The organism is Nocardia sp. NBC_01009 (genome assembly GCF_045208035.1).
Lineage (GTDB): Bacteria > Actinomycetota > Actinomycetes > Mycobacteriales > Mycobacteriaceae > Nocardia.
The window spans coordinates 1,578,028-1,598,031 of record NZ_CP108695.1 but is presented as its reverse complement, the minus strand read 5'-3'; the positions used below and the strand labels follow the sequence as shown (position 1 = coordinate 1,598,031).

At 66.5% G+C, this 20,004-nt stretch carries 21 protein-coding genes; 8 read left to right on the top strand and 13 right to left on the bottom strand.

Annotation, left to right across the window (positions count from 1 at the left end; genetic code table 11):
* Positions 1–8 precede the first annotated feature (8 nt).
* Together OHA42_RS06925 and OHA42_RS06920 are read right to left on the bottom strand one after the other, a co-directional pair.
* Positions 9–935, bottom strand: coding sequence for an aminotransferase class IV (locus tag OHA42_RS06925; protein WP_406235508.1), 927 nt, complete (start codon positions 933–935; stop codon positions 9–11).
* Positions 936–999: 64 nt separating this feature from the next.
* Entirely contained in the window at positions 1,000–1,419 is a 420-nt protein-coding gene (locus OHA42_RS06920; RefSeq protein ID WP_406235506.1) for a nuclear transport factor 2 family protein, read from the bottom strand.
* Between the two features lie 92 nt (positions 1,420–1,511).
* Between OHA42_RS06920 and OHA42_RS06915 the strand changes: the two genes are divergently transcribed.
* Entirely contained in the window at positions 1,512–2,084 is a 573-nt protein-coding gene (locus OHA42_RS06915; protein ID WP_406235504.1) for a TetR/AcrR family transcriptional regulator, read from the top strand.
* A 94-nt stretch (positions 2,085–2,178) separates the two neighbouring features.
* Here OHA42_RS06915 and OHA42_RS06910 read toward each other — a convergent pair whose 3' ends face one another.
* From OHA42_RS06910 to OHA42_RS06900, 3 genes are all read right to left on the bottom strand, one after another.
* The gene (locus OHA42_RS06910) at positions 2,179–3,213 is read right to left on the bottom strand and encodes an aspartate-semialdehyde dehydrogenase (RefSeq protein WP_406235503.1); all 1,035 of its coding nucleotides are present in this window, start codon (positions 3,211–3,213) and stop codon (positions 2,179–2,181) included.
* Positions 3,214–3,216: 3 nt separating this feature from the next.
* On the bottom strand, positions 3,217–4,482 hold the full coding sequence (locus OHA42_RS06905; protein WP_406235501.1) for an aspartate kinase: 1,266 nt from the start codon (positions 4,480–4,482) through the stop codon (positions 3,217–3,219).
* Positions 4,483–4,566: 84 nt separating this feature from the next.
* Positions 4,567–4,773, bottom strand: a complete 207-nt coding sequence (locus OHA42_RS06900) for a hypothetical protein (RefSeq protein WP_406235500.1) — start codon at positions 4,771–4,773, stop codon at positions 4,567–4,569.
* 151 nt (positions 4,774–4,924) lie between these two features.
* On the opposite strand from OHA42_RS06900, the gene OHA42_RS06895 reads away from it, so the two are divergent.
* Positions 4,925–5,335: a YjbQ family protein gene (locus OHA42_RS06895; RefSeq protein WP_406235498.1), complete on the top strand. Its 411-nt coding sequence runs from the start codon at positions 4,925–4,927 to the stop codon at positions 5,333–5,335.
* Positions 5,336–5,389: 54 nt separating this feature from the next.
* Here the strand turns inward: OHA42_RS06895 and OHA42_RS06890 are convergent, their stop codons facing one another.
* Together OHA42_RS06890 and OHA42_RS06885 are read right to left on the bottom strand one after the other, a co-directional pair.
* Complete coding sequence (locus OHA42_RS06890; protein WP_328408313.1) at positions 5,390–5,968, bottom strand: dihydrofolate reductase family protein; 579 nt, start codon at positions 5,966–5,968, stop codon at positions 5,390–5,392.
* A 37-nt stretch (positions 5,969–6,005) separates the two neighbouring features.
* Positions 6,006–6,581 carry a dihydrofolate reductase family protein gene (locus OHA42_RS06885; protein ID WP_328408311.1) on the bottom strand — a complete coding sequence of 192 codons (576 nt, stop codon included), beginning with the start codon at positions 6,579–6,581 and terminating at the stop codon, positions 6,006–6,008.
* A gap of 61 nt (positions 6,582–6,642) precedes the next feature.
* Between OHA42_RS06885 and OHA42_RS06880 the strand changes: the two genes are divergently transcribed.
* From OHA42_RS06880 to OHA42_RS06865, 4 genes are all read left to right on the top strand, one after another.
* On the top strand, positions 6,643–7,236 hold the full coding sequence (locus tag OHA42_RS06880; protein WP_406235496.1) for a TetR/AcrR family transcriptional regulator: 594 nt from the start codon (positions 6,643–6,645) through the stop codon (positions 7,234–7,236).
* Between the two features lie 45 nt (positions 7,237–7,281).
* Positions 7,282–7,464, top strand: a complete 183-nt coding sequence (locus OHA42_RS06875) for a DUF1918 domain-containing protein (RefSeq protein ID WP_366528760.1) — start codon at positions 7,282–7,284, stop codon at positions 7,462–7,464.
* A gap of 279 nt (positions 7,465–7,743) precedes the next feature.
* Entirely contained in the window at positions 7,744–8,202 is a 459-nt protein-coding gene (locus OHA42_RS06870) for an SRPBCC family protein (RefSeq protein ID WP_328408307.1), read from the top strand.
* A 64-nt stretch (positions 8,203–8,266) separates the two neighbouring features.
* Positions 8,267–9,478, top strand: coding sequence for a low temperature requirement protein A (locus OHA42_RS06865; protein WP_406235493.1), 1,212 nt, complete (start codon positions 8,267–8,269; stop codon positions 9,476–9,478).
* Here OHA42_RS06865 and OHA42_RS06860 read toward each other — a convergent pair.
* The 5 genes from OHA42_RS06860 to OHA42_RS06840 all read right to left on the bottom strand — a co-directional run bounded on the left by OHA42_RS06860 (position 9,456) and on the right by OHA42_RS06840 (position 14,758).
* Complete coding sequence (locus OHA42_RS06860) at positions 9,456–10,301, bottom strand: ion transporter (RefSeq protein ID WP_406235492.1); 846 nt, start codon at positions 10,299–10,301, stop codon at positions 9,456–9,458. The two genes, OHA42_RS06865 and OHA42_RS06860, sit on opposite strands and share 23 nt — an antisense overlap.
* Before the next feature lie 121 nt (positions 10,302–10,422).
* Complete coding sequence (locus OHA42_RS06855; RefSeq protein ID WP_406235490.1) at positions 10,423–12,042, bottom strand: GMC oxidoreductase; 1,620 nt, start codon at positions 12,040–12,042, stop codon at positions 10,423–10,425.
* A gap of 61 nt (positions 12,043–12,103) precedes the next feature.
* Positions 12,104–13,684: an alpha/beta hydrolase gene (locus tag OHA42_RS06850; protein ID WP_406235488.1), complete on the bottom strand. Its 1,581-nt coding sequence runs from the start codon at positions 13,682–13,684 to the stop codon at positions 12,104–12,106.
* A gap of 75 nt (positions 13,685–13,759) precedes the next feature.
* Positions 13,760–13,930: a DUF1272 domain-containing protein gene (locus OHA42_RS06845; RefSeq protein WP_406239147.1), complete on the bottom strand. Its 171-nt coding sequence runs from the start codon at positions 13,928–13,930 to the stop codon at positions 13,760–13,762.
* Between the two features lie 60 nt (positions 13,931–13,990).
* The gene (locus tag OHA42_RS06840) at positions 13,991–14,758 is read right to left on the bottom strand and encodes a sulfite exporter TauE/SafE family protein (RefSeq protein ID WP_328408298.1); all 768 of its coding nucleotides are present in this window, start codon (positions 14,756–14,758) and stop codon (positions 13,991–13,993) included.
* Positions 14,759–15,028: 270 nt separating this feature from the next.
* On the opposite strand from OHA42_RS06840, the gene leuA reads away from it, so the two are divergent.
* Positions 15,029–16,822, top strand: coding sequence for a 2-isopropylmalate synthase (leuA, locus tag OHA42_RS06835; RefSeq protein WP_406235486.1), 1,794 nt, complete (start codon positions 15,029–15,031; stop codon positions 16,820–16,822).
* A 517-nt stretch (positions 16,823–17,339) separates the two neighbouring features.
* Complete coding sequence (locus OHA42_RS06830) at positions 17,340–18,977, top strand: AAA family ATPase (protein WP_406239145.1); 1,638 nt, start codon at positions 17,340–17,342, stop codon at positions 18,975–18,977.
* A gap of 59 nt (positions 18,978–19,036) precedes the next feature.
* On the opposite strand, the gene OHA42_RS06825 is transcribed toward OHA42_RS06830, so the two are convergent.
* Positions 19,037–19,933: a LysR family transcriptional regulator gene (locus OHA42_RS06825; RefSeq protein WP_406239143.1), complete on the bottom strand. Its 897-nt coding sequence runs from the start codon at positions 19,931–19,933 to the stop codon at positions 19,037–19,039.
* Positions 19,934–20,004: the final 71 nt, after the last annotated feature.

Below are 20,004 nucleotides of genomic sequence, written 5' to 3'. Positions count from 1 at the left end.
ATCGGCTGCTAGACCGATGGCTCGGCCAGATTCGTGACCCAGCCGTGCAGTTCGTCGGTGCGCAGTGCCGCCGCGTGGCGTTTGCGCAATGCCTGAGAGATCGGTCCCGGGCGGCCATCGGCGATCAGTCGGCCATCGACCTCGGTGACCGGAGCCGCACCCGCGGACGTGCCGGAGACGAAAACCTCGTCGGCGATGTACAGCTCGGTCAGATCTACCGTCCGTTCGACGAACGGAATGCCGTCCTCGGCGGCGAGGGTGAGGATGGTGCGTCGGTTGATGCCGTCGAGGATGTCGCAGGACACGTCGGGGGTGATGAGGGTGCCATTGCGGACCAGGAAAATGTTGGCCGCACTGAGTTCGCAGACATGGCCATTGCCGTCGAGGAAGATGCAGTCGTCGTAGCCGCTGTCGATGGCATCCTGCTTGGCGAGCACCGAATTCACATAAGCGCCGTTGACTTTCGCGCGCGAAGGAATCGCATTATCCGGAATGCGCCGCCACGGACTGGATTTCAGCCGCATGCCGTCCTGCGGGACGATCGGCACCGCGTCATAGACGAACATGCTCACCTGAATCGCGCAGCCACGAACCCTGGTGCCCGGAATCGACTCGACGACATGCACTGTCGCCCGCACGAATACATCGGTGACGGGCGCGTTCCGTTCGATCAGCTCGACAACGGCGGCCCGAAACCTGACGAAATCCCACTCGGCGGCGAAACGATCGATGCCGATGATCTTGCAGGACTCTTCGAGCCGCCGGAAGTGATCGTCCAACCGGAAAGCGGTGCGCGCCGATCCATCCACATGCACCGGGAACACGGTGTAGACACTCAGGCCGTAGAGAACTGCCGAGGATGCGACATTCACCGATGCCGCGTCGGCGGCAACGATCCGGTCGCCGAAGTACACCTGAGCATGCGGGTTTGCCATTACCGGAGGCTAGCAACCGAAACGGCGTGCGGGCGAGCCCATTTTCGGCCCGCCCGCCACCCGATCAGCGCTCGGTGTGCCGGGCGAGTCGAGCCGTATCCATATAATCGCGGAACAGCACGACCTTTCCGTCACGCACCCGGACGACGTTGACAGAGGTACGGACCCGAGCCCGCTGCGCGCCGGGCACCGTCATGTCGACCTCTGCCTCCACCAGGATCACCTCGGGATCGATGGTCTCGTGCACCTCGGGATAAATGTCGTGCACCTCGATGCCCGAGAGGTTCGACCAGCGTTGTGTGAGATGGGCCCGGATCTCCTCGCGACCGACCAATCGAGTCGGCATGCCGGGCACGACGAAGGGTATCTCGAACACCACATCGGCTGCGAGCAGTTGTACGAACGCGTCGGCATCGCGCGCAGGCAGGCTCGCAAACAAGCGCTCGACCAGCTCGCGCGGGCTTTCCACCGAAGACTCCACCATGAAACACCTCTCCAAATAAGCGGAACGTATACCCCGTTTATGATTCGGAACGGTCGCCCCGTTTGTCAATGGGGGCAGTAAACTCATCGTTCGTGACCGATCCGCCGAAACAGGAACCGCGTACGCTGCGCGCCGACGCGCGCCGCAACCGCGACCGCGTGCTGGCTGCCGCCCAGGAGGCGTTCGCGGCCGAAGGTCTTTCGGTGCCCCTGGACGAGATCGCGCGCCGGGCCGGCGTCGGCGCGGGCACCGTCTACCGGCACTTCCCAACCAAGGAAGCCCTGTTCGAAGCCGCGATCGTGGACCGCATCGAGCGCATGACATCGCACGCACGCGAACTGTCCACCGCCGACGACCCCGGCCGGGCCTTCTTCGACTTCCTCGACGTGATGGTGACCGACGGTGGTCTGAAACGCGACCTCGCCGACGCCGTCGGCGGACAGCTCTCCCCCGAGCACCTCGCACCCGTAGCCGAAATGAACCGCGCGATCGCCGAATTACTCCGGCGCGCCCAACAATCCGGCGCAGTCCGCACCGATATCGATATCGACGACCTGATGCGAATCATCAAGGGCACCTTCATCGCTGCGCAGAGCACCGGCGCGAACGATGATCAGCGCCGGCGCAGCTTCATGGTCATGTTCGACGGCCTGCGGCGGCGCTGAACCGCGCCGAATGCGGCACGAACGTCGAACGGCGCGGTGGTCCACCCGTTGTGGACCACCGCGCCGTTCGATGGTTCGATGCGCCCTGCCGGACTCAGCGGTCGGCGAGCAGGACCTCGGCGATCTGAATAGTGTTGAGGGCAGCGCCCTTTCGCAGGTTGTCGCCCGAGATGAACAGGGCGAGACCGCGACCTTCCGGCACACCGGGATCCTGGCGGATGCGACCGACGAGGGACTCGTCGATGCCGGCAGCCTGCAGTGGGGTCGGCACATCGACAAGCTTGACGCCCGGCGCCTTGGACAGCAGTTCCTTGGCGCGCTCCACCGAAATCGGTTCCGCGAATTCGGCATTGATCGACAGCGAGTGGCCGGTGAAGACCGGGACACGCACGCAAGTGCCGCTGACGAGCAGTTCGGGCAGGCCGAGGATCTTGCGGCTCTCGTTGCGCAGCTTCTGATCCTCGTCGGTCTCGCCGGAACCGTCGTCGACGAGCGCGCCCGCGAGCGGGATCACGTCGAAAGCGATCGGCGCAACGTACTTGTTCGGCGCGGGGAACTGCACCGAACTGCCGTCGTGCACCAGCTTTTCGGCGTCGCCGACCACGGCGCGCACCTGGGAAGCCAGCTCCTCGACCCCGGCGAGCCCGCTGCCGGACACCGCCTGGTAGCTGGAAACGATCAGGCGCTGCAGCCCTGCCACATCGTGTAGCGGCTTGAGCACCGGCATCGCCGCCATGGTCGTGCAGTTCGGGTTGGCGATGATGCCCTTGACCAGATTGCGCGTCTGCTCCGGGTTCACCTCGCTGACGACCAGCGGGACCTCGGGATCCTTGCGCCAGGCCGACGAATTGTCGATGACCGTGACCCCGGCCGCCGCGAAACGCGGCGCCTGCACGCGCGACATAGTCGCCCCCGCGGAGAACAGTGCGATATCGAGACCGGAGGGATCAGCAGTCTCGGTGTCCTCGACGACGATCTCGCCGCCGCGCCACGGCAGCGTCTTACCCGCCGAGCGCGACGAGGCGAAGAACCGGATCTCGTCGGCCGGGAAGTTGCGCTCCTCCAGCAGTTTTCGCATGACAGCGCCGACCTGACCGGTCGCGCCGACGACGCCTACCCGAACTCCCATGGCTTATCGCCCCGTTCCCGCATGGACCACGGCGACCTCGTCGCCGCCGAGATCGAAGGCCCGGTGCAGCACCTTGACCGCCTCGTCCAGTTCGCTATCCCGGACCAACACCGAGATCCGGATTTCCGAGGTGGAGATCAGGTCGATGTTCACGCCCGCGTTCGCCAGCGCCTCACAGAAGGTAGCCGTCACGCCGGGGTGGCTCTTCATGCCCGCGCCGACCAGCGACACCTTGCCGATGTGGTCGTCGTACAGCACCTGAGAGAAACCGATTTCGTCCTGACGCTTGGTCAGCATCTCCACCGCACGCGCACCGTCGGTCTTCGGCAGGGTGAAGGTGATGTCGGTCTTGCCCGTATCGATCTTGGAAATGTTCTGCAACACCATGTCGATGTTGATCTCGGCATCGGCGATGGCCCGGAAGACCTTGGCCGCGTAGCCCGGCTCGTCCGGCAGTCCTACCACTGTCACCTTGGCCTCGCTGCGGTCGTGCGCGACGCCCGTGAGGATTGCTTTCTCCAAGGGGATGTCCTCCATCGATCCGTAAACGTAGGTGCCCGGCTTGTCGGTGTAGGACGAGCGCACATGCACGGGGACGTTGTAGCGGCGCGCGTATTCCACGCAGCGCAGCATCAGCACTTTGGCGCCGCAGGCCGCGAGCTCCAGCATCTCCTCGTAGGAGACCTGCTCGAGCTGCTGGGCGTCCGGCACGATCCGCGGGTCGGCGGTGAAGACGCCATCCACATCGGTGTAGATCTCGCAGACATCAGCCTCCAGCGCCGCGGCAAGTGCGACCGCGGTGGTGTCGGAGCCGCCGCGGCCGAGTGTGGTGACGTCCTTGCTGTCCTGGCTGACGCCCTGGAAGCCTGCGACGAGCACGACCAGCCCTTCGTCGAGCGCGCTGCGCAGCCGACTCGGGGTGACGTCGATGATTTTGGCGTTGCCGTGCGCGCCGGTGGTGATCACGCCGGCCTGCGAGCCGGTGAACGAGCGCGCCTCGGCGCCGAGCGAATGGATGGCCATGGCGACGAGCGCGTTGGAGATCCGCTCACCGGAGGTGAGCAGCATGTCCATTTCGCGGGCCGGCGGCGCGGGCGCCACCTGCTGCGCCAGGTCCAGCAGTTCGTCGGTGGTGTCACCCATCGCCGAGCAGACGACCACCACATCGTGGCCCTGCTTCTTCGTCTCCACGATCCGTTCAGCGACGCGCCGGATGCGCTCGGCGGTTGCTACCGAGGATCCTCCGTACTTCTGAACTACGAGAGCCACGACAGGGTCCTCCAAGATCGACAATCAGCTGCTAACAGCCACCAAGACTACCGACTCGGGTCCAGTGGATTTGTCGGTACCTCCTCAGCTCACGAGGATCGAAGGGGCCATTCGCGAATCGAACTCGGCCGAAAGGGTTTCCAGCAACCAGCGATACTCGGTGTTCTGGAAGGCCGCGATCAGCCACTCGCCGTCGTGCCGAACGAGCACGGTCGTCTGGGCTTTGGTGTTGCGGCGGTTGCGTCGCTTGCGGCCCTTCACCACTACGCCTTTGCCGTGCACGACCACCACATCCGGCGTGTGTGGGTGCCGAGGAATGTGACGTAGTCCGCATCCGGAGTGAAGACGGTGGCGAATGCTTCGGCGTCGCGGCTGCGCGCCGAGTGCACCGGTACGGCGAGTCCGGTTGAGCGACACAGCGGCTACCCGCACGATGGAAACCATGAAGAGCACGGTGTTCGAGGTGGCAACGGGGCACAGCGAAGTCGTCTACGACATCACGCCGCAGTGCGCGCAGTTCGCGCGGGAGGCGGGCGGCGACGGTCTGCTGCACGTCTTCGTGCCGCACGCCACCGCGGGAATCGCGGTGCTCGAACTCGGCGCGGGCAGCGATAACGACCTGCTCGCCGCATTGCGCGACCTGCTACCCGCCGACGACCGCTGGCGGCACGCGCACGGATCCCGCGGCCACGGCCGCTCCCACGTCATGCCTGCGCTGATCCCGCCCTACGCCACCATTCCGGTCATCGGCGGCGCGCTGACGCTGGGCACCTGGCAGTCGGTCGCCCTCGTCGATCTCAATGTCGACAATCCGGACCGCCAGGTGCGCCTGTCCTTCCTCACCAGCGCCTGAGTTCAGGAGCGCAATTCGCGACCCGCGCTTCCCGATCGTGCCGCCGTCGGCCGATCAGGCCCGGCGCAGCCACGTGACCTGTGTTCCATTGGTGCTGACGGTGCGACGCTGCGTCGGCGTGAACAGCGTCGGACGGAACTCGCCCGCGAAGGCGGGTGTGCCGGTACCCGCCACCACCGGATAGCCCTTGATGACGAGCTCATCGATCTCGTCGAGCAGGGCAGCCGCGAATTTGCCGCCGCCCGCGAGCCAGATGTCCATACCGTCCTCTTGCTTCAGCGCGCGGACCAGGCCGATCGGGTCGCTCTCGACCAGTTCCACCGCCGGGTCGTCGATCCGACCCAGCGTGCTCGACACCACGTACTGCCGCATGTGGGCGTACGGGCTGGTCACACCGATGGCAAGGCCGGGCTCGTAGGTGCCGCGACCCATCACCAGGGTGTCGAACTTGCGATTGGGTTCATCCACGGCCAACCCCAGATGCGGGCGCGCATGGGTGGGCAGCGTCTCGGGATACTCGGTGCGAATCCAGCTCAGCATGTCTTCCGGCACTGGGAGGAAGTCGATCTCACCATTCGGGCCCGCGATGTAACCGTCGAGGGACATCCCGACGAAGTAGACCAGTTTTCGCATATCGGTACCGCTTTCTGTGGAGTAGTCGGGATTGTCGTCAGGCCCTGGTGAACCAGGTGACCTGCGCACCGTTGCCGAATTCCTTGCGCTGCGTCGGCGCGAACAGTGTCGGGCGGAACTCGCCGGCGAAGACCGGTATGCCGCCACCCGCGACGACCGGGTAACTCTTGATGATCAATTCGTCGAGCTCGTCGAGCAGCTGCGCGGCGAGCTTGCCGCCGCCGCAGAGCCAGATATCGCCGCCTTCTTCCTTCTTCAATCGCTGCACGAGGCCGACCGGGTCGCTCTCGACCAGCTCTACCTTCGGGTCATCGATTCGGCCGAGCGTGCTGGAAACGACGTATTGCTTCATGTGTGCGTAAGGGCTGGTCGCACCGGCGGCCAGGCCCGGTTCATAGGAGCCGCGACCCATCAGCACCGCGTCACAACGCTTGCCGGGTTCGTCGAGCGCCATGTCGAAGTGCGAGCGCGCAAAGGTGGGGACGAACTCCGGGTACCGCTGGTTGATCCAGGCCGCCATCTCGGCGTCGAACGGGTAGAAGTCGTACTCGCCCGCCGGACCTGCGATGTATCCGTCGAGAGAAACCGCGACGTAGTAAACAAGCTTTCGCATATCCAAACCGCCCCATCCGTTGTACTCTGCCTGAAGTGATTGCGTGAATGTAGTACTACGAATGGAGTGGTGTCAAGTGCGGACCAACCCGGAACGACGGCAAGCGTTGATCGATGCGGCCATCGAGGTGCTCGCGCAGGAAGGCGCACGTGGGCTGACCTTCCGCGCGGTGGACAAGGAAGCGGGAGTGCCCACAGGGACGGCATCGAACTACTTCGCCAACCGCGACGACCTGCTGACCCAGGTCGGTAGCCGGTTCTACGAGCGGCTACAGCCGAGCGAGGCGACCATGGCCAAGCTGACCGAGGGGCCGAAGACCCGCGCGAACATCACCGAGCTGATGCGGGAGGTCGTTTCACGCATCGAGGCGTTCCGCACCGGCTACCTGGCCCTGCTCGAGCTTCGACTGGAGGCCACCAGACGGCCGGAACTGCGCACCGTACTCACCGAACGGGTGCGCGCGGACATCGACTTCAACGTGCGCAACCACCTCGACTCAGGGTTGCCCGGCGACGAGAAATCGGTGCTGCTGCTCTATTTGGCACTGAACTGGCTGATCGTGGACCGGCTCACGCTGCCGGAAGTATTCACCGAGGAACAGAGCCAAGAATTGATCGAAGCCGCGGTCGAAAGGATCATCGGGGGCGGGGACTGACACCGGCGCTTGTGACGCGCATCACTTGCATTCGATAATGGAGCAATGATGGCGAATGTCGGAGACCAACTGCTGGTACACGGGCACGTTGTGGGCCAAGGTGACCGCCACGGCGAGATCATCGAAGTCCGCGGACCCGAAGGCGGACCGCCCTACCTGGTGCGCTTCACCGACGGGCACGAGTCGCTCGTCTACCCGGGACCGGACGCGGTGATCGAGTCGAAGTAGCAGGCCCGAACACCCGCGGCCTGGCCGGACAGCGATCGGCCATGCCCCGCCACCGCACGCACCGATCCCCCGATGACAAGTCGGCTGGACCGACGAATTCGTCTTTCGGCGCCACCGCGAATCCGGAATTCGTTAGCCCCGTTGGTGATCGGTCGGCATCGGCGTGATGCGCGATACCGCGGCGACCCGAGGTGGTCTCAGCCACTGACCACACAGTTGACGACGGTATGTGTCGCTGGGCACAATCGCCGATGTAAATGGGCGGGGGCGGAGGTATGGATGCGCACAAAAACCGATATCCGATTCGTCGTCGATGCCGACCCTGATCAGGTGATGGATGCTCTGGCCGCGGTCGAATCGCTTCCCGAATGGTCGAACTCCTACCTCGATGCACGCGTCGCTTCCCGGGATGACCAGGGCCGGCCGCGACGGGTGTTCGTCAAGGCGGAATTGATCGGCGGCTCGGATCTACAGGTTCTGGAATACGACTGGACCGACAGCCGGTCCGCGTGGGAGGTCACCGACAGCACACGTGGCGTGAAGGGCGGGGGCTGGTTCGAAATCTCCGATGGCAAGGACGGCACCGACGTCTGGTATCACGTCGAGCTGTATCTGCCGATTCCGGTTCCCGGGCTCCTTGTCAGTCGGACGCTGCGGCGTTCGAATGAGGAGGTGGTGGCGAACTTCATCGATTTCGCCGAGCGATTTTCGGAGACCGAAACGATCGAGGCCGGATAGCAAGTAGCCTGCGCGCACAGGATCCGGCGCGCACCTGTCGCACAGAGGTGCGAACATGTGCATCATGATCGGTTCCACAAGGATTCGGCTGCGGCAGGTTTCCGAAGGTGATTCGGTAACTCAGCTCGAGTTGTTCTTCGACCTCGTTCTCGTCTTCGCCTTCACCATGGTGACCGGCCTGGCCGCCGAGGAGACCAGCGCCAAGAACCTGCTGCGCGCGACGCTGGTGCTCGCGGTGATGTGGTGGGTCTGGATCGCGTACTCCTGGCTCGGCAATGTCCTGCGCGCCGACGAGGGCATCACCCGGATAGCCATGTTCGTCGCCATGGGCGGGGTGTTCCTGGCGGCGCTCACCATTCCCGAGGCGTTCCGCGATCTGGAGGGCGGCTGGTACGGCCCACTGGTTTTCGCGATCGCGTACCTGGTCGTGCGGCTGGTGCACCTGGTCATGTTCCGGCTGGCCAGCGCGGAAGATCCACAATTGCGCAGGCAGGCGATGAAATGGGGGACAGGTTCGATCGCGATCGGCACCAGCCTGTTGGTGATTGCCGCGACGACCTCGGGCACAGTGCAGATCGGGCTGTGGATTGCCGCGATCGTGGGCGACATGCTGTGGACATTCCTGGCAGGTGAGGACTGGCGGGTGAATTCGGCCAGTCACTTTTCCGAGCGGTACGGGCTGATCATCATCGTGGCGCTCGGCGAATCGATCGTCTCCATCGGTATCGGCGTGGCCGGGCTGCCCATCTCGTGGCCGATCGCGGTCGGCGCCCTACTCGGCCTCGGTATCTCGGGGCTGCTGTGGTGGGCATACTTCGATGTCGCCGCACTGTCGGTGGAACACGCGCTCGCCGAGGCCGAGGGCGAACGCCAGATCAAGATCGCCCGGAATTGCTACACGTTCTGGCATTTCCCGATGATCGTGGGAATCATCGCGTTGTCGCTCGGTTTGAAGAAAGTCCTCTACTACGTGGGCGACGCATCGCACCACACCCTGAAGGACGCGTTGTACGGAGTCCCGCTGTTCTGCCTCTACGGCGGCGTGGTGCTGTATCTGCTCGCACTGGTCGGGTTCAAGCACTATGCGACGGGCAAGGTCACGGTCGTGCGCGTGGTGGCCGCGGTGGCGCTGCTCGCGCTGATCCCACTGGCGGCTGCATTGCCCGCGCTCGCGTCACTGTCGATCCAGTGCGCGGTGCTCGTTGTGCTGATCCTCTGGGAGACAACCAGGTACGCGCAGCCGCGCGACGAGATCAGGCACGCGGTACACGACTGAGGTGGTGGCGCACCGACGCCTCGGGGTGTGACGGTCCGTAGGCGGACGGCTCGACGCGCACCCCGTTGTGTACGGCCGTCCTGATCTGGTCGATGTTCTCGCGCAGCATGTCCGAGACCAGCTCGTCGGTCCGCGGATCCTCCAGCACCTGGAACACGATGCGGAATGTGGTGTCGGCGATCAGCCGAATGATGTCGTCGTGGAACGGGATGTAGCGGACCCGACCGGCCTGCGGGTCCTTCTTGATGAGCTCCAGGATCATCTCGTCCATTTCGACGCGGTTCTCCTGCAACGCCGCCGCGATATTGCGGGTGTAGTGACCCGAACGCAGCACATGCCCGACCTCGTCGAGGACGGCGATGGTCATCGGCCGTTTGATGACGTCGACGATTGTCTTCACGAACCGGTTCACCACCGCGGCGGTTACTCGATCGCCGAGCGCCCGGTCCGCGACGCGACCGACGCGGACCGCGATCACCACGATCCGCAGCAACCGGAACCCGCGGAGGAACGGGCTGGTCACCGGGATCATGCCCAGCACCTCGTACCAATAGATGAACGGGTAGGTCCACGGCCAACCCGCCCGGCGCCAGCGCCACAGGAACTCCGCGGCGAAAATCGCGCACACCGAGTAGTCGATGATCACGATCACCCGGTAGGTGTGTGCTGGAACCGGGAAAAAGGTCACCCAGGAGACCAGCGCCACGGAGACGACGGCAAGCGCCAGCATCACCAGGTCGCTCCACAGGGCGGGCGGCTTGCGAAAGAAGCGGTCCGGCTCCGGCGCTTCGTCGATACCCGAGACGGTGGTCGGAGCTGCCACGTGAGGAATCCCTTCGACGCCGAACGATCCCGGCCGAGAGTAATCGGCCGCCGCCGAGCGCACTCCCCACACGTGCAACGGCTTGATCACCTTCTCGGTGCAGACCCGCCGATGGCAGCGGCTATTTCCCGGCGCGCACGATCGCTTCGATGTTCCGCTCGGCCAGCGCGGCGATGGTGAGCGACGGGTTGACCGTTGCGGTGCTGCCGGGAATGGCGGCGCCATCCATCACGTACAGGCCGGGGTGGCCGTGCACCCGGCCGTTGCGGTCGGTGGCCAGGCCGAGCACCGCGCCGCCCAGCGGGTGGGCGGTGAAATTCGCATTCGCGTCGTACCCGAGGGCGCCGAATTGGACCAGCGCATTGGATCGTTCGGCGATGCGCTGGTCGACCGCGCGGGCGGCGGCCGCCGTCTCGTCCCGGTTCCGGGTCGGCCAGGACAGCCCGACGCGGTTGCTCGCCCGGTCGTAACCGAATCGAGCCCGCGTCGGATCGAGCACCATGCCGAGCGAGGCCAGCGCGCCGGTCTCGAACGGAATGCCGGGGATGTACCAACTTTCGAGGGTCAGCGGCACCGCCGATTCGTCGAGGATCCGGCTGACGCTCGGTACCGCCTGACCGAGCCCTGCCAGTTCGCTTGCGCCACGGGCGAGCACAACGTCGCCGTTGCTGCCCCAGCCGTCGCCGATGTGTTCGTTGAGATTCGGCAGTGTCCCGGTGGCCTGAGCCCGAACCAGCAGTTCCGAGGTGCCGATGGAGCCGGCGCCGAGGAACAGCCGATCACAGGTGAGGGTGCGGGTGCCGAGCACTTCGCCGGTCGGCGCGAGTTTGGCGACGATGACCGAATACCGGCCGCCCGACTCCTGCGCGATGGCCTCGACCCGATGGCCCGGAAACACCGCGGACTTGCCGGTGCCCTGCGCGTACCGCAGGTAGTTCTGATTGAGGTCGAACTTCGCGCCGTTGGAGTTGCCGAGGTTGCTGCGGGCCGCGATCGCCGACGGGCGGGTGCCGCCTGCGAGTTCGCCGCGCAGGATGTCCCAGTTGAAAATCGAGTCGTTGGGTATCGGCTGGTAGCCGGCCCTGCGCACCTGGTCGTCCCAGGCGCGGGAGTGGGTGAAGGGCGCCGAGCCGTACAGGTCCGCGGGAACCGGGTTGAGCCGCAACATCTCTCGTACCCGCGGGTAGTAGACGCGGTCCATCTCGCCGTAGTCGACGGTGCCACCGAAGACATGGTCGAAGAACCGGCGTTCGGGTGCGACCATCGCGCCGGTGAAGATCACCGAACCGCCACCGACGGCCGCCGCCCGCCACACATCGATGCCCGGGTACTCGGTGCAGTCGAGCACGCCGCCGAATCTGGCGAACTGCATCGGCACCTTGGTGACACCGGTGAAGGTGGTGCGATGCCAGAAGCCGCGACCGTCCGGCAGGTCGTCGCTGGTGAAGATCTCCCGCCACGGATCGTTCGGCCAGCGCGAGCCGCGCTCCAGCACCGTGTTCGCGATCCCGGCTTCGGCAAGGCGCAACGCGGTGACCGCAGCTCCGAAACCGGATCCGATCACGATCGCGGGCGAGTGTGCGGGCGGATCAGGAAGTGGCGCAAAGATTTCCGGCACCCAGGTGCGGAACAACCCATGCCAGACCGGATCCGCCACGGCAGTCCCGACGTTCAGCGCCGTGCCCCCGGCACCCAGCAACGCAGCAGCACCAGCCGCCTTGAAAAAGGCACGTCTCTGCACCCAGGCCACCTCCCTCATCACGCATGGCCGAGCGCAGATTACACGGCAAATGGCCGTCGCGTCACCCACCGAACGGCGCCCGATCGGCCGTGCAGGAGGCGGTGGGAGCCGGGAGTCGCAGGTCGATCAGATAGCGCTCCTGTAGCCGGCGGGGGCAGTCGCCGGCCGGCTCGTGCCCGTAGCCGTCGACGACGACCAGCCGCGCATTGCCGAGCTCCTGTTGTGCGCGCTTCGCGAACGTCAGCGGGGTCACCGGGTCGAAACGATTGTTGAACAGCAGCGCAGGAACCTCCGAGCGCAACGTCCACGGGCCGGTATACCGCTGCGGATAGCCGTCCCGCGGTGCGGACCACGAGGCGCACGGCTGCCGCAGGTACAGCCAGAACGCGGCGTAAGTCGGTGCGTTGCCGGAGAATTCGCGCGCCAGCTCGGGCCACTGGTCCGGTCGTTCGGGAAAGGTGCTGTCCGCACAGGTGATCGCGGTGAAGGAGTCGAGGAAATTCAACGAGAGAGGTTCTGCGGCAAGAATTTTCCGCACGATGCCGGGATTGCCGTCGGCACCGCGTTCCAGTTCGGCAAGCAGCTCGGCAAGCGCGGACCAGCCCTGCTGCGAGTCGTAGAGCAACATCGCCTGCGCCTGGACGACCTCGCCATAGCTCACCTGCACCGCGGTCTCGCCGCGCCCGACCTCGACGGGGCCCTGCCGCAACCGGTCCAGCAGGGCGCGATCGCGGGCCCGCGCATCCTCGCCGGCGAACGCGCACTTCGGCTGGCCGGCCTGGGTGCACAACCGGACGAACTCGCCGAACACTTCCTCGGTGCCGATCGCGGTGTCGGCGACCGCGGCGCCCGCGTTGTTCGTGTACGCGTCCGGATCGATCATCGCGGCGAGTTGCAGTGCGCGGACGCGGTCCCCGAACAGCGCGCCGTAGACCTCGCCGAGATAGCTCGCATAGGAGGCGCCCGAATAAGTGAGCTTCGCGTCGCCGACCGCGCGGCGCAGCAGGTCGAGGTCGCGCGCGGCGTCGACGGTGGTGAGATGCGGCAGCAGCGCGGCGCTGTGGGCCGCGCAACCCGCCGCCAGCTCGCGACTGCCACGCTCGGCGGCGCGCTCCTGCTCGGCATTGCCGGGCGGCTGCGGGGAATTCGCCCAGAATCGTTGCTGCGCTTCGGGATCGGCGAAGCAGCGCACCTGTGAGCTGCGTCCCACCCCGCGCTGATCGAAGATGATCACATCGAATCGACGACTCACCTCGCCGGGAAAGAGTTCGCCAAGGGCCGCCCAGTCGAATCCCGATCCCCCCGGTCCACCGGCCGCGGTGAACAGCGTGCCGATGCGACCTACCGGGTCGCCCGCGGGCTGGCGCAGGACCGCGAGCGGGATGGTCGCCCCGTTCGGTTGCGCATAGTCGAGCGGAACGGCCGCGACAGCACACTGGTACCTGCTCGATGCGGGCTCCGCACACGGCGCCCAGTCCAGGCGCGGCGTCGGCACGGCATCGGCTTGCGCGACCAGTTCGGCCGCTCTCGACTGTTGCTGCTTCGACTCCCGCTCGGCCGACGCACCGCAGCCGCCCAACGCGGGCATCAGCGCGATCAACACACCGAATACGGCGATCCTCGACTTACCCACAGCGCTCATCCGCTGCCCACACCATGCCCACGTCGTCCTCCTTTGTGACGAGATCGGCTGTGCCGCAGCGGTGAACGAGGCAGGTCAGGCGGCTACTACTCGCCTCGGCCTTGTCACAAGTTCGCCGCCGCAGTTCGGGCACACGCCGTCCATAGCCCGACTGCACGGTTCGCAGAACGTGCACTCGTAGGAACAGATTCGGGCCGGACCGTCCGCGGTCAGGCCGACATTGCAGCGCTCGCACACCGTGCGCATCTCGAGTGCCATGCTGCTACCTCCATCGTCACGTCCCACGGTAGATCTTTGTGTCCGGACCTATGCCATCAACAGCCGGACGACCGCGATGATCCCGACGACGACGATCACCCCGCGCAGCACGTTCGGCGGCAAGCGCCTGCCCATCTTGGCGCCGAGCTGTCCGCCGATGACCGAGCCGACCGCAATCAGCGCGACCACTCGCCAATCGACATCGGCGACCATCGTGAACACGACCGCGGAGACGGCGTTCACCAGCAGTCCGAGCACATTCTTGACCCCGTTCAGGCGCTGGATGTCCTCGTGCACGAACACTCCGAGCAATCCGATCAACAGCACACCCTGGGCCGCGCCGAAGTAGCCGCCGTAAATGCCCGCGGCGAAAACCGCGACGAACAAGATCAAGCCGCCGTGCTCGGGTTCCGGGCCGGTATCGGTCTCCCTGCGCTGCTTCACCCAGCGCGCCAACCTCGGCTGCACCACGACCAGCACCAGCGCGGCGATGATCAGCACCGGCACGATCGCCTTGAATGCCGATGCGGGGAGCGTCAGCAGCAGCACCGCGCCGGTGGTGCCGCCCAACAGCGACGCGGTGCCCAGCCGCAGCAGCCTGGCCCGCTGGCCTTCGAGCTCGCGCCGATACCCGATCGCGCCGCTGATCCCCCCGGGGACCAGGCCGATCGTGTTCGACACGTTTGCCGTCACCGGCGGCAATCCGAATGCCAGCAGCACCGGGAAGGTGATCAGAGTGCCCGATCCCACGATGGTGTTGATGCCGCCCGCCGCGATGCCCGCGCCGAAAACGGCCAGTTGTTCCAGCCAAGTCATAAGAACAGTTCCTTCGACGTCCCGTCGGACCGAGTCCGTACAAGCGTGTATGCCCGGTCGGAACGCTATCGGCAACATCGGATGACCGGATGACAGGACCGGGCTTTCGAGCCCGCATCGCGACACGGTAAACTCGCCGTCATCATGCAGCGGGCACTTCTTCTCGGCCGCCGCGACGGGGTCTGATCGGACCGGCCTCCCGTCGCGGGGTTCTGCCGCGCCGGTCGACCCGTATATATGGGATCCACCACACCCACTCGGAGAAACCGTATGTCCCCCGCTGACGTCTTCATATCCGGCTCGCGCACCATCGCCTCGCCGTCGAAGCCCGCCCCGGCCGACCAGCCCGGCTGGAACACCCAGAAGAACTCCTCGATGCCGACCTTCCGGTACCGGCCCTTCGCCGAGGAGGTCGAGCCGATCGCGGTGCCCGACCGCACCTGGCCGGACAAGATCATCGATCGCGCGCCCGGCTGGTGTGCCGTCGACCTGCGCGACGGCAACCAGGCGCTCATCGACCCGATGAGCCCCGCCCGCAAGCGCCGCATGTTCGACCTGCTGGTGCGGATGGGCTACAAGGAGATCGAGGTCGGCTTCCCTTCGGCGAGCCAAACGGACTTCGACTTCGTTCGCGAGATCATCGAAGACGGCGCGATCCCCGACGACGTCACCATCCAGGTGCTGACCCAGTGCCGTGCCGAGCTGATCGAGCGCACCTTCGAGGCGTGCGCGGGCGCGGCGAACGTGATCGTGCACTTCTACAACTCGACCTCGGTCCTGCAGCGGCGTGTGGTGTTCCGTGCAGACCAGGCCGCGGTGAAGAAGATCGCCACCGACGCCGCGAAGCTGTGCCTGGAGATCGAGCAGCAGTACCCGGACACCAACTGGCGCTACGAGTACAGCCCCGAGTCCTACACCGGCACCGAGCTGTCCTACGCCAAGGAGGTCTGCGACGCGGTCACCGAGATCATCGCGCCGACCCCGGCCAAGCCGATGATCATCAACTTGCCCGCGACCGTCGAGATGACGACCCCGAACGTCTACGCCGACTCGATCGAGTGGATGAGCCGCAACCTGGCCCGCCGCGACTCGATCGTGCTGTCGCTGCACCCGCACAATGACCGCGGCACCGCGGTCGCCGCCGCCGAGCTGGGCTACCAGGCCGGCGCGGACCGCATCGAGGGCTGCCTGTTCGGCAACGGCGAGCGCACCGGCAACGTCTGCCTGGTCACCTTGGGGATGAACCTGTTCTCGCGCGGCGTGGACCCGCAGATCAACTTCTCCAACATCGACGAGATCCGTCGCACCGTCGAGTACTGCAACCAGCTGCCGGTGCACGAGCGCCACCCGTACGGTGGCGACCTGGTGTACACCGCGTTCTCCGGCAGTCACCAGGACGCCATCAACAAGGGCCTGGACGCGATGAAGGCCACGGCCGACGCGGCCGACTCCGACGTGGACGACATCGTGTGGGAGGTCCCGTATCTGCCGATCGACCCGAAGGACGTCGGCCGCACCTACGAGGCCGTCATCCGGGTCAACTCGCAGTCGGGCAAGGGCGGTGTCGCCTACATCATGAAGACCGATCACGGCCTGGTGCTGCCGCGACGGCTGCAGATCGAGTTCTCCCAGGCGGTGCAGAAGATCACCGACGGCGAGGGCGGCGAGGTCACCCCGAAGGAGATGTGGGACGTCTTCTCCGAGGAGTACCTGAGCCCGATCCTGCCGCTGGAGCGGATGCGGCAGAAGGTGACCGCGTCGGAAACCGATGGCGGCGTCGATGCCATTTCCGCGATCGTCAAGCTCGACGGCATCGAGCAGGAGATCAACGGCAACGGCAACGGGCCGCTCGCCGCGTTCGTGGACGCGCTGGCAACCATCGGCTACGACGTGCGCGTGCTGGATTATTCGGAGCACGCGATGTCCGCCGGCGACGACGCGCAGGCCGCCGCCTACGTGGAGTGCGCGATCGGCGACAAGGTGGTCTGGGGTGTCGGTATCGCCACGTCGATCACCACCGCGTCGCTGCGCGCGGTGGTCTCCGCGGTGAACCGGGCCCACTGATCTCGGTCGACGAGTACGGTAGGAGCCGGACGTCCTGGTGCGCGACATAGTCGCCGACCGGGGCGTCCGTCTCTCGATCCTGTTGGCAGAGACCGACAATCGGGCCACAATCAGCGGCGTGCCTGCCTGGCGCGTCCGCTGTCAGCACTGCGGGGCGGGTCACCGAACCCCGTGCTAGCGTTGGTTCGCACTCAAGCGCCGAGCTCTCTGCTCGAATTCCCGAGCAGATGGGGGAACTGTGACTACAAACGACCACAACCCGACTTCTCCGCCCTGGCTGCAGAGTCATTCGGTAGATACGGCCGAGGTCACCACCGAGGCCGACGGACACCACGCAGCGCCTGACGAGGGGGTCGAACCGTCGGCCGCCGAGATCACGCCCGAGCTGTCCGGCGACGCCGAAGCGCAAGAATCCACAACGGATTCGGCGGACCTGCCCGCTGCCGAGCTACCGGACGCGCCTGCGCCGCCGGAACCGGAGCCGCAGTTCGCCGGGTTCCCGCCTGGTGCGGGTCCGATGGACCAGACCACCTCGTACGCACAGGCCGCGCCGCAGCAGTCCTACGGTCCGCCCGACGGATTCGCGCCGCCCGGTGCGCAGGAATCGTTTGCGCCGCAGCAGTCCTACGGTCCGCCCGGTGCGCAGGAACCGTTCGCGCCGCAGCAGTCCTACGGTCCGCCCGACGGATTCGCACCGCCCGGTGCGCAGGAACCGTTCGCGCCGTACAACACCGGGCAGTTCCCGCAGCCGATTCCGCACGCAGAGTCCTACCAGCCCGGGCCGTATCAGCCGGGCCCCTATCAGCCCGGTGGGCCGGCCGGTCCGACCGAGAGCGGCAGCCATCCGGTGCAACCCGCGCCCGAGCAGCAGAACTACAGCGAGTACCGGCAGGAGATCGGGCCCGACGGGCTCGTCCGGCGGGTGCCGCAGGATCAGCCGCAAGCCGATCAGAGCAGCGGGCCGATCTACAGCTGGGCGCCGCCACCCCCGCCGATGCAGCCACCCCCGCCGATGCAGCCGCCCGCGCCGCCGCAGCAGCAGATGTACCAGCAGCCCGGCCCGCCCATGGGTCAGCCGCCTCTCGGGCAGCCCGGACCAGGACCGATGGGCCAAGTGCCGCCTCCCGGCTGGCAGGGCGAACACAATCCCCATCAGCCGCAGCAGCCCTTTCAGCCGCAGCACATGCCGCAGCCGGGACAGCCCGGGCATTCGGTCAACGACCTGAACCTGCTCAAGCGCGCACGTAAGGCGCCGCGCAGCGGCTGGCGCCGGGCCGTGCACAAGGCCACCGGCGGTGTGGTCAATCCGGGCGAATCCGCGGCCGACGTGGTCTACCGCGATCTCGTGGACCGGGTGAATCAGCCGGTGCGCGGTGACTACCGGATTGCGATCCTCTCGCTCAAGGGCGGCGTTGGTAAGACCACGACCACGGTCGGGCTCGGATCGACGTTCTCGACGCTGCGCGGTGATCGCGTGATCGCGATCGATGCCAACCCCGACCTCGGCACGCTCGGCCACCGGGTGCCACGCCAGACCCGATCCACCGTGCGCAACCTGCTCGAAGACCAGCACATCACCAGGTACTCGGATGTCCGCGCGCACACCTCGCAGGCGCCGAGCCGGCTGGAAGTGCTTGCCAGCGAACAGGACCCGGCGGTCTCGGAGGCCTTCAGCGAGGCCGACTACCGCCAGGCCATCGGCATTCTGCAGTCGTTCTACAACATCATCCTCACCGACTGCGGCACCGGCCTGATGCACTCGGCGATGGCAGGCGTGCTGGACATGGCCAGTTCGCTGGTGCTTGTCACCTCGCCCGCCATCGACGGCGCGCGTAGCGCATCGGCCACGCTGGACTGGCTGGACCACCACGGGTACGGCAAGCTCGTCGAGCGCACCGTCGTGGTGGTCAACGCATCGCGCCGCGGCGCCTCGACGGTCGACCTCGACCAGCTGCGCAAGCTGTTCCTCGACCGCACCCGCGCGGTGCAGGTGGTGCCCTTCGACGACCATCTCGCCGAGGGCGCGGAAATCGACCTGGAATTGGTGAGCAAGCCGACCCGGCGCGCACTGCTGGAGCTTGCCGCCATGGTGGCCGATGATTTCGGTTACATCGGTTCACAGCAGTACCGAGGCGGCCCGCCCGGACGGCACTAATTGTTCGAAACCTCAGCGGCCCGGCGCTTTTGCGCCGGGCCGCGCTGTGTGTCGCGGCACTATTCGGCAGTCACCCGACGGGCCGCGGATTCGAAGGCCGCCAGCACGGCGGCGATGGCGGGACGCTGCTCGGCGTCCGGGCGGGTGGCCAGTTCGTAGAGGCGGGCGGCGCGGACGCCGGTCAGGCGCAGCACCGCGAGATCGGGGTGGGCTACCGCGAAGCGAGGCATGAGCGCCACCGCGTAGTCCGCGGCGACGAGGGTCTCGATTACCCGGAAGTCGTTGAGGCGCTGCGCAATACGTGGCTCGACACCGGTCATGGTCGCGATCGAGCGGAGCACGTCGTCGACGGGGAAGCCGCCGCGCACGCTCAGCCAGGTCTCATCGGCGAGCTCGGCGGGGGTCACCTCGGTGCGGCCGGCGAGCGGATGTGTCGGCGCGACAACGACATCGGTGGGTTCCCGCATGAGCACCCTGGTGGTGACCCGTGGACCGGCGATCGAGGAGGCGCGCTCGTCCCGATGAGTGAGGACGATGTCGTAGTCCGCGAGCAGGCGCGGCACCTCCGATGGCGGCAGGTCTACGTCACCGGCCACGACCTCGACGCCGCTGTCGGCCATCGCGGGCAGCACGTACGGCAACAGCAGTGCAGCACCCGACGGGAACAGCGCCACCCGGACCCGCCCGCGCGGCGAGCCCCGATAATGCGCCATCTCGGCAACGGCCCGGTCCATGGCCGCCAGCACCTCGTCGGCGCGCAGCACGAGGGCCTGTCCCGCGTCGGTGAGCCGAACCCGGCGGCCGTCGGGCTCGAGCAGTGCGACACCGGCCTCCTTGGCCAGCACCTTCAGCTGCTGCGACACCGCGGACGGTGTCATCGACAGCGCCGCCGCGACGGCCGCGATGGTGCCGCGGTCGGCGAATTCGCGCAACACCCGCAGGCGTTCGACGGTCATGGGCGGCCCTGCCGATGCGCCGTCCGAAGTAATCATTCAGGAATGCTACATAAATAGTGCATATTAATTCG

What these genes read in the sequence shown, in the direction of transcription:
- OHA42_RS06840 (WP_328408298.1), bottom strand. Translation starts at nt 14,758, where the DNA reads ATGACTTGGCTGGAACAACTGGCCGTTTTCGGCGCGGGCATCGCGGCG.
- OHA42_RS06870 (WP_328408307.1), top strand. Translation starts at nt 7,744, where the DNA reads ATGCGCACAAAAACCGATATCCGATTCGTCGTCGATGCCGACCCTGAT.
- OHA42_RS06865 (WP_406235493.1), top strand. Translation starts at nt 8,267, where the DNA reads ATGATCGGTTCCACAAGGATTCGGCTGCGGCAGGTTTCCGAAGGTGAT.
- OHA42_RS06830 (WP_406239145.1), top strand. Translation starts at nt 17,340, where the DNA reads ATGGACCAGACCACCTCGTACGCACAGGCCGCGCCGCAGCAGTCCTAC.
- OHA42_RS06890 (WP_328408313.1), bottom strand. Translation starts at nt 5,968, where the DNA reads ATGCGAAAACTGGTCTACTTCGTCGGGATGTCCCTCGACGGTTACATC.
- OHA42_RS06925 (WP_406235508.1), bottom strand. Translation starts at nt 935, where the DNA reads ATGGCAAACCCGCATGCTCAGGTGTACTTCGGCGACCGGATCGTTGCC.
- OHA42_RS06920 (WP_406235506.1), bottom strand. Translation starts at nt 1,419, where the DNA reads ATGGTGGAGTCTTCGGTGGAAAGCCCGCGCGAGCTGGTCGAGCGCTTG.
- OHA42_RS06895 (WP_406235498.1), top strand. Translation starts at nt 4,925, where the DNA reads ATGAAGAGCACGGTGTTCGAGGTGGCAACGGGGCACAGCGAAGTCGTC.
- OHA42_RS06850 (WP_406235488.1), bottom strand. Translation starts at nt 13,684, where the DNA reads ATGAGCGCTGTGGGTAAGTCGAGGATCGCCGTATTCGGTGTGTTGATC.
- OHA42_RS06825 (WP_406239143.1), bottom strand. Translation starts at nt 19,933, where the DNA reads ATGACCGTCGAACGCCTGCGGGTGTTGCGCGAATTCGCCGACCGCGGC.
- OHA42_RS06880 (WP_406235496.1), top strand. Translation starts at nt 6,643, where the DNA reads ATGGAGTGGTGTCAAGTGCGGACCAACCCGGAACGACGGCAAGCGTTG.
- OHA42_RS06910 (WP_406235503.1), bottom strand. Translation starts at nt 3,213, where the DNA reads ATGGGAGTTCGGGTAGGCGTCGTCGGCGCGACCGGTCAGGTCGGCGCT.
- OHA42_RS06885 (WP_328408311.1), bottom strand. Translation starts at nt 6,581, where the DNA reads ATGCGAAAGCTTGTTTACTACGTCGCGGTTTCTCTCGACGGATACATC.
- OHA42_RS06845 (WP_406239147.1), bottom strand. Translation starts at nt 13,930, where the DNA reads ATGCGCACGGTGTGCGAGCGCTGCAATGTCGGCCTGACCGCGGACGGT.
- leuA (WP_406235486.1), top strand. Translation starts at nt 15,029, where the DNA reads ATGTCCCCCGCTGACGTCTTCATATCCGGCTCGCGCACCATCGCCTCG.
- OHA42_RS06875 (WP_366528760.1), top strand. Translation starts at nt 7,282, where the DNA reads ATGATGGCGAATGTCGGAGACCAACTGCTGGTACACGGGCACGTTGTG.